This window comes from Cellulomonas triticagri (genome assembly GCF_003696205.1).
GTDB classification, from domain to species: domain Bacteria; phylum Actinomycetota; class Actinomycetes; order Actinomycetales; family Cellulomonadaceae; genus Cellulomonas; species Cellulomonas triticagri.
On sequence record NZ_RFFI01000049.1, the window covers coordinates 19313 to 30351 of the forward strand.

General features: G+C 76.8%; 8 protein-coding genes and 1 pseudogene. 2 read left to right on the forward strand and 7 right to left on the reverse strand.

Annotation, left to right across the window (positions count from 1 at the left end; all coding sequences use genetic code 11):
* Positions 1 to 105 precede the first annotated feature (105 nt).
* The gene (locus EBM89_RS10330; protein WP_158609630.1) at positions 106 to 1740 is read right to left on the reverse strand and encodes an ABC transporter substrate-binding protein; all 1635 of its coding nucleotides are present in this window, start codon (positions 1738 to 1740) and stop codon (positions 106 to 108) included.
* A 377-nt stretch (positions 1741 to 2117) separates the two neighbouring features.
* On the opposite strand from EBM89_RS10330, the gene EBM89_RS10335 reads away from it, so the two are divergent.
* A complete protein-coding gene (locus EBM89_RS10335) occupies positions 2118 to 2825 on the forward strand; it encodes an HAD family hydrolase (protein ID WP_233571663.1) in 708 nt (235 codons plus the stop codon).
* Between the two features lie 351 nt (positions 2826 to 3176).
* Here the strand turns inward: EBM89_RS10335 and EBM89_RS10340 are convergent, their stop codons facing one another.
* The 4 genes and pseudogenes from EBM89_RS10340 to EBM89_RS10355 all read right to left on the reverse strand — a co-directional run bounded on the left by EBM89_RS10340 (position 3177) and on the right by EBM89_RS10355 (position 8577).
* Positions 3177 to 4091 (reverse strand): RecB family exonuclease, encoded by a 915-nt coding sequence (locus tag EBM89_RS10340; RefSeq protein ID WP_122149356.1) that lies wholly within the window; start codon positions 4089 to 4091, stop codon positions 3177 to 3179.
* 320 nt (positions 4092 to 4411) lie between these two features.
* On the reverse strand, positions 4412 to 6505 hold the full coding sequence (locus EBM89_RS10345) for an HNH endonuclease signature motif containing protein (RefSeq protein ID WP_158609631.1): 2094 nt from the start codon (positions 6503 to 6505) through the stop codon (positions 4412 to 4414).
* A gap of 627 nt (positions 6506 to 7132) precedes the next feature.
* A pseudogene (locus EBM89_RS22540) lies at positions 7133 to 7917 on the reverse strand (class I SAM-dependent methyltransferase).
* 6 nt (positions 7918 to 7923) lie between these two features.
* On the reverse strand, positions 7924 to 8577 hold the full coding sequence (locus tag EBM89_RS10355; protein ID WP_158609632.1) for a nuclease-related domain-containing protein: 654 nt from the start codon (positions 8575 to 8577) through the stop codon (positions 7924 to 7926).
* Positions 8578 to 8738: 161 nt separating this feature from the next.
* On the opposite strand from EBM89_RS10355, the gene EBM89_RS10360 reads away from it, so the two are divergent.
* Complete coding sequence (locus EBM89_RS10360; RefSeq protein ID WP_122149359.1) at positions 8739 to 9053, forward strand: nucleoside triphosphate pyrophosphohydrolase family protein; 315 nt, start codon at positions 8739 to 8741, stop codon at positions 9051 to 9053.
* Positions 9054 to 9089: 36 nt separating this feature from the next.
* Here EBM89_RS10360 and EBM89_RS10365 read toward each other — a convergent pair whose 3' ends face one another.
* Together EBM89_RS10365 and EBM89_RS10370 are read right to left on the reverse strand one after the other, a co-directional pair.
* Entirely contained in the window at positions 9090 to 9827 is a 738-nt protein-coding gene (locus EBM89_RS10365) for a phosphotransferase (RefSeq protein ID WP_233571665.1), read from the reverse strand.
* 219 nt (positions 9828 to 10046) lie between these two features.
* Positions 10047 to 10841 (reverse strand): DUF4184 family protein, encoded by a 795-nt coding sequence (locus EBM89_RS10370; protein WP_158609633.1) that lies wholly within the window; start codon positions 10839 to 10841, stop codon positions 10047 to 10049.
* Positions 10842 to 11039: the final 198 nt, after the last annotated feature.

Sequence of the window (11039 nt, forward strand, 5' to 3'; positions counted from 1 at the left end):
GCTCCTGTCAGCGGGGGATGGGTGTCGTGGGGTCGTGCGCCCGGGGCCGGGGGAGCAGACGGGCTCTCCCGGCCCCGGGCCGTGCTCGCGGCGCTCAGCGCCGACTCACTCCTGGGTGAGGTACTGCAGGCGCAGCTGCTCGGTGTTGTCCTTCGTCAGCCCGGACACGCCGTCCCGGACGACGAACGTCCAGTTGGGGTTGTAGACCGGGATGAAGGGCATCTCGTCGTAGATGACCTGCTGGGCCTCCGCCGAGATCTGCTCGCGCGTCGCCTCGTCGGCGGTCGCCGCGCCCTCCTGCAGCAGGGCGTCGAGCTCGGGGTTCGCGTAGGACGTGAAGTTCGTGCCCGCGGCCGACCCGGCCAGGTAGTACATCTGGTAGAACGGGTCGGCGCCCCAGCCGAGGAAGTTGTTCAGGTACATCGGCAGCGACCGGGCGTTGGTCTGCGACGTGAAGTCCGCGTCCGTCAGGGGCTTGAGGTCGATGTCGACCCCGATCTCCTTGAGGTTCGCCTGCACCAGCACCGCCGCCGCGGCCTCGACCGCGTTCGACTGCTTGTAGTAGAGCGTCGAGCTGAACCCGTCGGGCAGCCCGGCCTCCGCGAGCAGGTCCTGCGCGGCGTCGAGGTCCTCCTCGAACGTCCCCGCCTCCTCGGAGTGGGTCTCCATCGTCGCCGGCACCACGCCCGTCGCCGGGTTCGCGTAGCCGTAGAGCACCTGGTCCACCAGGTCCTGGTACGGCACCGCCTTCGCGACCGCCTGGCGGACCAGCGGGTCGTCGAACGGCGCCTCGGAGGTGTTGAAGCCCAGGTACTCCAGGCGGTTCGACGCCTCGGACACGACCGTCAGGCCGTCCTCGTCCTCCATCGCCTGCACCTGGTCCAGCGGGATGCCCTGCGCCAGGTCGATCTCGCCGGACCGCAGCAGCAGCGCCCGCTGCGACGGGTCGGAGACGAACTGGATCGTCACCCCGGCGTTCGCGATCTTGTCCTGGTCGTAGTAGTGCTCGTTCGGCTCCAGCACCAGCTGCTGCGTCGGGTCGTACGAGGCCACCGTGTACGGACCCGAGGAGTTCGCGTTCTCGCGGAACCACGCACCCGCCCACGGGTCCTCGTCCGTCGCGTTCGCCTCACCGGTGGCCTGCGAGAACACGCCGAGCGGCTGCATCGCCTCCATCTTCGTGAGCAGCGGGCTCGCGAACGTGCTCGTCACCACCACCGTGCTGTCGTCCGGCGCGGTCACGCCCGTCTCGTCCGGCACGCCCGCGAACGGCAGCAGCGCCTTCACGTAGCCCGGGCCCAGGAGGCTGCGCTGGTAGCTCCACACCACGTCCTGCGCGGTCAGCGGGGTGCCGTCCGCGAACGCCAGCCCGTCGCGCAGGTGGAACGTCGTCGTCAGGCCGTCCTCCGACACCTCCCAGGACTCGGCGAGCGCGCCCTCGAACTCGGTCGTGCCCGTCCGGACCAGGCCGTCGGTGTCGTACGTCTGCTCGATCAGCTGCTCGACCAGCGAGCCCGTCGCGACCATCGCCGCGGGCGTGCGCCACGCCTGGGCGTCCAGCAGGTCCACGGAGCTGTCCAGGCTGATCACCAGGGGCTGCGGACCGCCGTCGGCGGACCCGGTCGAGCCGCTGCCGGTGTCGTCGCCCGCACCGCAGGCGGTCAGGGCGAGCAGCGCGGCCACGGCCACGGCGGCGGAGGCGGCCGTCGTGCGGCGCCGGCGGGGGAGGTGTCGCTTCACGGGGGCTCCTTGCACGGTCGGTGAGGGTGCGGGCCCCGACCCGGCCACGACCGCTCCGGGGGAGGTCCGCGCCGTCGGGGAGCGGCGCGGTGCCGCGCCGGGAACAGCCTCGCCGCCGCCCGGGACCCCGGGCATCGGCCGCCGGGCCAAAGCGCGACCGGCCGGGTTGTCGCGCGTCCCGACCGGGCCCGCGAGGGGTTCCGGCGTGGCGACGAGGGTAGGCAGCCGGGTGTTTCGGGCACCGGCACCACCCGGAAACACCCCCGTAACCACGGGGCCGCGCGCCCGTCACGACCTGCACCGTCACCGGACGTTCACCACGGCCGGGTAGCGTCGACGGCGGACCCCTTCCCGCACGACCCGTGGAGCCGTACGCCGTGACCGACGCCACCCCTGCCGCCCCGAACCCTGAGCTGCCCGCCGCGCTGCCCGCCGCCGTCCTCTGGGACATGGACGGCACCCTCGTCAACACCGAGCCCATCTGGATGGCCACCGAGACCGCCCTCGTCGAGTCGTGGGGCGGCACCTGGACCCACGAGGACGGCCTCACCCTCGTCGGCAACCCGATGAAGGTCTCCGCCGCGATCCTGCAGTCCCGGGGCGTCGGCCTCACCGTGGACGAGATCGTCGACCACCTCAACCAGGGCTGCGCCGCCGGCGTCGCGAAGCAGACCCCCTGGCAGCCCGGTGCGCGCGAGCTGCTGCTCGCCCTCGCCGAGGCCGGCGTCCCGCAGGCCCTCGTCACCTCGTCCTACCGCGTACTCGCCGAGCCGTTCGCGGAGGTCGCGGGCGTCTTCGCCGCCGTCGTCTCCGGCGACGAGGTCGAGCGTCCCAAGCCCGACCCGCAGCCCTACCTGCTGGCTGCCGAGCGCCTCGGCGTGGACATCGCCGACTGCGTCGTCGTCGAGGACTCCCCGGCGGGCATCGGCTCCGGCGTCGCCTCCGGCGCACGGGTGCTCGCCGTCGAGGTGTTCAGCGCCCTGCCCGACATCGACGGTCTCAGCACCACCCGCTCGCTCGCGGACATCAGCGTCGCCGACCTCGCCCGCATCGGCGCCGGGGACGTCCTCGACCGCCTCGGCTGACCCGCCGCCGGCCGGCCGGACGTCGTGCCCCAGGGTGGCGGCAGGCCGGTCGGTCGGTCGGGGGCTCCACCTCGGACGCCCGACCGTGATCGCCGGCCGAGGGGAGGGCGTGCTGGACGCCGAGGCCACCTGATTGTGTGCCGCGGCTCGGGCTCGTCAAGGGCTCCGCGCGGGTCAGGACACGGCGGCTCGACCGCGCGCCCCGGCTCCGACCGGGCCCCTCGGCTCGAACGCGCGCCCTGGCTCGAGCCCCCCTCGGTTCGACCGGATCCCTCGGCCCGACCGGACCTCCCGGTTCGACCGGCCCCTCGGCCGTCAGGAGGCCCCGGCTCGCCAGGACGCCCCGGCTCGTCAGGACGCCTGAGCGAGCGGCGTCACCCCGAGGGCCCGTTCGACGGCGCCCTCGGGGATCTCCGGGGGCGTCCCGCCGAACGCGGGGCAGACGTCGCGGTGCGCGCACCAGTCGCAGAGCCGGGACTGCCGGGGACGCCACTCGCCGGTGCGGGCTGCCTCCTCGATCTGCGCCCAGAGCGCGCGGAGCCTCTGCTCCAGGGTCCGCATCTCCGCCTCCGAGGGGGAGTGCCGCAGGATCTGGCCGTTGCCGAGGTAGACGAGCTGCAGCATCTTCGGCAGCACCCCGCGCTCGCGCCACAGGACGTAGGCGTAGAACCGCATCTGGAACAGCGCGGTCCCCTCGTAGCCGGGGTTCGGCGACTTGCCGGTCTTGTAGTCGACCACGCGCAGCGCGCCGTCCGGCGCGACGTCGAGCCGGTCCACGATGCCGCGCAGCTGCGGGCCGTCCTCCAGCAGCGTCCGGACCGCGAGCTCGCGCTCGCCGGGCTCCAGCCGGTTGGGGTCCTCCAGCGTGAAGTAGGTGTCGAGCAGCAGCCGTGCGCTGCCCAGCCACGCCTCGCGCTCCGCGTCGTCGGCGAACAGCGACACGACCTCGGGCGACCGTTCCAGCAGGGCGTCCCACGCCTCGGGGACCAGCGCGTGCGCGGCCGCCGGGGTGCGCTGCCCGAGCGGCAGGTCGTACAGGCGCTCCAGGACCGTGTGCACCATCGTCCCGCGCGCGGCGGCGGAGCTCGGCGGCTCCGGACGCTTGTCCACCACGCGGAGGCGGAACAGCAGGGGGCACTGCTGGAAGTCGTTCGCGCGCGACGGCGACAGCCCCGGGACGCGCGGCTCCGCGGGCGCCTCGACGTCGCCAGCGTCGGCGCCGTCGGTCGTGGTGCTGGCGAGGAGCTGCGGGTCGGTGGTCGTCACACCACGAGCCTAGGGGCCGCCACCGACACCCCCGACCGGTGCCGGGCACCGCGCCGGGTCGCCGCAGCCCGGGCGCAGGTGCCGTCCCGACGTCCAGGGCGGCGCGGCGCGGTCCCCTGGGCGTCACCCGGGCGGGCCCGGGGTGCAGCGAGGCCGCGGTTCGGACGCGTGCTCGGCAGCGCCGTGCGTTCCGCCGGCGGCGTGCCCGGGGAAGCCGGGCGATCTCCGGAAGCCGGGCGATCTCCGGAAGCCCGGCGATCACCCGGGGGCCGCGCGCGCCTCGCCTGGGCCGCCGGCTCGCGGGAGGACCGCGGGCGTGGTCAGAACGGCGGGTCGGTCTCGTCGTCCCGACCAGGATCCGGGTGGTCCGGACGGCGCCCGGGGCCGAGACCGAGAGCACGCCGCACCGCGTCCGGTGGCGGTGCGACGGCTCCGCCCGGGTGCGCGACCGGGCCGGCCACGTCGCGCTCGTGCGGGCCCGACGTCGGGGCGGGTGCGGACCTGGCCGGGGAGCGCGGGGGTGCGGTCGGCGGCCGTGCCGAGTTCGGAGGGTCCGACCGGGGCGGACGGTCATCTGGTGGGCCGAGCACCTCGGGGTCGACGGCGTACGTGTGACCGGTGGGGGTCACCCACTCGAAGCGCCCGGGCGAGCGCTGCCGCAGCCGGAACCCGGCGACGGACTTGAGTCGGTGGTCCAGGCGGCAGAGCGCGCCGAGGTTGTCGTGGCTGGTGCTCCCGGGGTCGCCGCCGTCGGCCGGCCGCTGGTGGAAGTCGCGGGTGTGATCGAGGTCGCACGTGCTGGCAGAGGCGCCGCAACCAGGCCGGCGGCAGGTCCGGTCGCGGGCGCGGACGTGCTGGTCCAGCGCAGCGGTGGGGCGGTAGCGGGTACGCCCGAGGTCGAGCAGCGCGCCGGAGACCGGGTCGGTGACGAGACGTCGCAGGACACCCCCGGCGGCGAGCGCGCGGGCCGTGTCGGGGTGGACCGGTCCGTAGCCGTCGAGGTCGGCGGCGCGCGCGTCGTCACCGAGCAGGGTGCCCAGGCCGACGGTCACCTGGACGAGGGTGTCGGGTCTGCGGCGTGCTCGGCAGCCTCCCGACGTCCCGGCCGGCCCCGCTGCGGTCTCGGGGTCCGGCCCGGTGACGGGCACGAGGCCGGACGGCGGCACCGTTCCGATCGGCGGCACCGGTGCCGCCGCGTGGTCTGGTGCGGCCTCGGTGCCCGGCCCGGCTGCCGGGCTGCGTGCTGCGCCCGGGCCCGACGTAGGGACGCGCGGGGTGGTGTCGTCCGGCGGTGTCTCGGGTGTGCCGGTGCCCGTGCAGGCGTCGTGGACGACGAGGTCGACCAGACCGTCCGCACGGAGCTGGTCGAGGGTGCGGGGGTCACCCGCGGCGCGGGCGGTCCGGGCGGCGGCGTCGAGGACCTGGTGGACGCGCACGGCGTCCGGGGCCGGGAGGACGGCACGCAGGGCCGCCATGCCGTCGGGGAGGACGACGGGCCGTTCGACGCACCGCGTGGCGCGGGCACGGTCGTGCCGGGTGCGCGACTCCTCGGGATCGACCTCGATCAGGGCGCGTTCGAGGTCGGTCCGGATCTGCCGGGCGGTCCGGCCCGCTGCGTCGGGGAGCACGGCCTCCTGGACGTCGAGGGCGACCGGGACGGGCACGTCGGCGAGCCGACGCTCGACGGCGTGCGCGCGGACGGCGTCGATGCGGCCGCGCGCGAGCGCCTCGCCGGTCGCCGCGAGCGGACCGGCGAAGGCGCGCCCACGCCGTGCGAGCGCGGTGGCAGCGGAGCGGGTCCACGACATGCGCAGCGCGAGCTCGGTCCCGGCGACCTGGTCGGGCGTCGGCCCGCCGACCACCCGCAGGTCGTCGACCCGCATCGAGTCGCGCTCGGCGAGCAGTCCCGCGAGGTGGGCCGACACGGCCTGGGCCCATGAGGTGAGGCGCACCGCCGCGTCGACCATCTCCACGAGCGACCAGTCGGAGACCCGTGCCGGGTCGACCGTCGTGAGCACCGCCGCGAGCTCCGGGCCCGGTGCGAAGGCGCTCATGTCCAGGTCCACGCCGGACGCGGGGGGTGCCGGGGTGGTCAGCCGGAACGGGAACCGCTGGACGGGGTCGGGCGCCCGTGCGGCGAGGTCGAGGGCGGCGCCGGATGCCGCGGGGACGCCGGGACGGACGCCCCGGGCCCGGGCCGGCACCGAGGACGGGTGCGCAGGGCCCGCCGCACGCCGGATCCGGGGGCTGCTGCTGGGCGAGGCGGCGTGGGCGGAGACCGACGAGTCGGCGCGGCCGATCCCGCGCGAGGTGCGCGGGCCTGCGACGCGCCGCGCACCGGGGGCTCGGGTGCGCGGGGCGCGCAGCCCGTCGCGCAGCGTGGTCCCGTCGCGCAGCGTGGTCCCGCCGGGCACGGTCGTCCCGCCGGGCGACCGAGGGGCGCGAGCGTCGTGCGCCGCGCCGGAGACCGCGGCACGTCCGGAGGGGGGATCCGAGGTGCCGGGTGCCGGGACGGGCGCGAGCTCGCGGCGCACGGGGCGGGGCCCGTGGGCGAGGAGCAGCTGCGGGCCGTCATGGCGCCGGGTGGCGCGGATACGGCGGACGGGACGCAGCCCGCCTGGGCCCAGGCGGGTGGAGGTCGGACGCCGGAGGGGGCTCAGACTGCCCCTCCGGGAGGTGTCGGGAGCGGCCTGACGGCGGGTGCCCGCGCGGGCCCGCGGAGGCACGCCGGTGGACCGCCGGAGTGCGTCTCCGCCCGGGTCTCCGCGCAGGTCAGGTGCCATGTCACGACGCTATCCCGCACCTCCGACATCCTCCGATCCCACCCCTGCTTCCTGGGGACCGCGACCGGTTCCCTGGGGACCGCGACCCACTGCCTGGGGACCGGTGCGCGGAGTCCTGGGGACCGTGCGTGACATCTGGGGACCGGTCCGACATCGCGCAACCGTGAGCCCGGGACGCGGCGCGAAGAGGCGGGGGCGGAGGACGACGGCCCCCGACGCCGGCTGCCGAGAGCCCTGGCCGCCCGGCAGCCGGTCCCGTCAACTCGCCCGGGCACCTGCGTGCGGCGCTCGACGTGCTGGCGCAGGTCGCCCGCGCTCGGTCGCGGGCCGGGGACCGCTACCTGTCGGCCGACGGCGTGCTCGTACCGGCGGACGGACCCGGGGCGGGCCGGGGGTCCGGCTGACTCGACGCACGGTGTCCGACGCCGTCCACACCACCGAGTAGCGCCAGAACAGGCGCCGCCGCACCCGCGCGCCCGGGAGCAGCACCCGGACCGTCGCGCGCACGTCGGCGAGGGTGACCTCCGGGGCGGCCGTCGGTGCGGTCGCCCCCAGCCGTGCCTCCGTGGCGCGGCGGTGCAGCAGCGCGCCGAGCAGCAGGTTCGCCGGGACGGCGAGGGCGCTCACCCACCTGTCCGCCGCGGAGACCTCGCGGTAGCAGCCGACCACGACCAGCCGGCCGCGTGGCCGCACCCACGACCGCCACGCCGCGAGCGCCGCCGCCATGTCGAGGTGGTGCAGCACGGCCACCGACACCACGAGGTCGTACCGCTGACCGGCGACCGAGGAGACGGTGGCGTCGCCCAGGACGACGGTCGCGCCCGGGCCAGCGCCACCGACCGCTCGTCGGCGTCGACACCGACGGCGACCGCCCCGCGCGCGGCGAACGCGCCGACGAGGGTCCCGGCGCCGCAGCCGACGTCGAGGACGCGGCGCGCGCCCCGACCTGGACCGCGCAGCACCCAGCGGGCGTAGAGGTCGTTGTGGCTCCACGGGTGCCGGGCGTTCGCCCGGTCGATCCGGCGCAGCAGGGCGGGGTGCACCGGTCCTCAGCCGCGCCAGGTCGAGGGGACCCGGGCGGCCGCGAGCACGCGGGCCACGGCGGCCTCGTCCATCACCTCGGGCAGCCGAAGCAGCCACGGCACCAGGGCGCGCCGCCCGACGACCTGCGCGTCCTCGGGGCCCGACCGGAACGTGATCGAGCGCGCCGCCACGAGGACGACGACGCCCGTCACCGGGACCGGCTCCCCGCACACCGTCGTGAGCAGACGTGCGGCCCGCGCCGACTCGTGGGCGCTGTTGCGCAGGTAGGGACGCTTCTGCCCGTTCACCATCAGCGTCCGCCCGGCGACCCACACCCGGCCGCCGGGGTGGTGCTTGGTGTTCAGAGTGAGCACGCCCGCCGGGCCGATGACGACGTGGTCGATGTCGGAGTCGCCCGCCCCGACCGGGACGGCGTGCAGGACGTGCCAGCGCGGGTCCTTCGCCACCAGGCGGGCGAGTCGCGCCGCGACCTTCACCTCGCCGTCGGCGCCGATCCGCCAGGCCCGCTCGTCGGTGTGCACGCGCAGCAGCCGGGCCAGGGCCGTCCGGACCGGTGCGGCCCGCCGCAGCGCGAGCGCCTGCTCGCGGGCGGCCTGCCCCGGACGGCGCAGCACGAGGTCCTCCTCGGCCACCGTCAGGGTCGTGCGGGAGTCGTCCACGGTCCGGAACGTACGCCGGTCGGGGCCCGCGCGGGGGCGGTTCGACCCGGCGTCGTCCGATCGGAGCAGGCGGTCCTCGGTCCCCGTTGCCGGACCGGTTCGCGGAACCGCCACGGCGGGCCGACCCGCTGGCGCACCACCGGACGACGGAGCTCGAGGAGATGCAGGCGCGCGCCCGGGACGTCCGCTCCCGGTACGCGGCGGTCGAGACGGCCCGGTACGGGCGGCCGTGGAGCACCGAGGAGATCGTCCTCGGCCTCGTCGGGGACGTCGGCGACCTCGCGAAGCTCGTCCAGGGCAAGGCGGGCGTGCGACCCCGGGACGACCTGGACGAGGCGCTGGCGCACGAGCTCGCGGACTGCCTGGGGGCGGTCCTGACCGTCGCCGACGCCGACGGGGTCGACCTGGACGACGCGTTCGGCCGGACGATGGACACGCTGACCGCGCACCTGGACCAGGAGGGCGGGTCGCCGTGACGACGAGGCGTCGCCCCGGGCGGCCCGACCACCTTCTCAGGGAGCCAGAGCGTCCGCGTGGCTTCCCACCCAGGCCGCGTCGCGCAGGTACAGGTCGACGTGCCCGAGCAGCTCGGCATCGCCCCCGGCGCGGGCGTGGGTGAACGCCGCCAGCGCGCGCAGCCGCTCGACGACGACAGGCAGGACGTCGGCGGGCTCGACGTCGCCGTAGGTGCGGCACAGCAGGTCGAGGCGCCGCCGCCGCTCGCCGTCCGGGACGGGTCCGGAGTCGGCGCCCGCCGGGCCGAGGGGCACCAGCCGGTAGGCGAGGTACGCGAGGTCCCACGCGCGCGGGCCGGGAGCGGCGGTGTCCCAGTCGATGAGCGCGACGAGCCGCCCGTCCCGGAACACCATGTTGTACGGCGCCGCGTCGCTGTGGCAGACCACCTCGGCGGGTTCCCGCACCGGTAGGCGCCACACCGCACCGGTGCGGTCGAACGTCACCGAGGCGTCGTGCACCCGCCGCAGCAGCCGGGCCGCGTCCACCAGCACGGCGTCGTCCCACACCCAGCCCGGCAGCGGGTACGCGGGCACCACGCCCTCGACGTACTCGGTGACGTCGCGTCCGGCGGCGTCCGTCCCGAGCGGTCGGGGCACTCCCGGCACGCCCTGTGCCCGCAGGTGCGCGAGCAGCCGCTGGACCGTCGCGGTCCACGCCCCGGGGAGCCGCCGCACGGTGTCGCCCGAGCGGACGGCGCCGTCCATGCCGCCGCCCGGGAGGGGCTGCTCGGTCACCGGACGAACCTCTCGGGCGCGTCGGCGGGGGACGGGGTCCGCGCCGCGACGGCGGTGACGAGCTCCCGGAGGACCGCGTCGCCCTCGGAGCCTCCGGCGCGGACCGGGCCGAGGGCGACCAGGGGAGCGAGGAGGGGAACCCTCGGTGATCGCCGCACGCCCGCACGATAGCGCCGGGACTGCCTCGGCGGGGGCGTGTCGCAGGGAGGGCACGCGCGATCAGAGCCCGGTCGCCGCCCGGCGTCCGGCGGTGCGGGGCCGGGCGTCCCGGGCGAGCCGGTAGGCACCCGCCGCGACCAGGACGGCGGTGACGAGCGCGGTGCCCCCACCCTTCGCCGCGGCGGCGAGCGCGACCTCGACGCCGGGTGCGTCGGTCCCGGCGACGGCGACCGTCGCACCCACCGCGGCGGCCACGGCGAGGCCGACGAGGACGGCCACCCGCCCCCGGTCGACGGCGAGGCGGGTCCGGTGCCTCCGGAGCGCCCGGACCGCCACGACGGCGAGCGCGCCGAGGCCCACCGCGGTACTGGTGTGCTGCAGCACGCGGCCCGCGGTGACGCTGCCGACCAGCGGTTCGCGCAGCCAGGCGACGTGCTGCACCACCACGCCGTCGCCGTGGGTGAACGAGTCCCACACCACGTGCGTGAGCACCCCGAGCGCGACCGAGAGCACCGTCCGGGCGAGGGCGCGCGGCGCGTGCGTCGTCGGGAGTGCCCGGGAGGCCGGGGCCGCGGCGTCCCGGTGGACTCCCAGCAGGTCCCGAGCAGGCCCGCGCACGACCCACCACAGGCCGACCAGCAGCAGCCCGGTGGGCACCGCCACGGACAGCGCGCCGGGCCAGGCGTGCGTGGTCGTCGCGTTGACGAACGGCTCGTACCAGGTGCCCGCCGACCGGGGGAGGGGGACGAAGTAGGGGACGTCCGGGCTCAGCGAGCCCGCGACCAGCGCGGCCGGCACCAGCGGGCGGCGGGCGAGCGGCAGGACCGCGGCCGGGTGGGCGAGGGTGAACGGCACCGGACCAGCCTCCGCCCCGGCACGCCGCGACGGCGTCCACCCGGGGTCTGACCCCGGGAGCACGGTGTGGTCCCTGGGGACCGCTCCGGGGCTGCCGTGCCCGGGGCGTGCCCGACAGGCCGGCACCGGGGTCACGGGTCCGGGGCCACCGTGCCCGGGGCGGGGAGCCCTCGCCGCCGCTGGGCGGCGAGGGCCGCG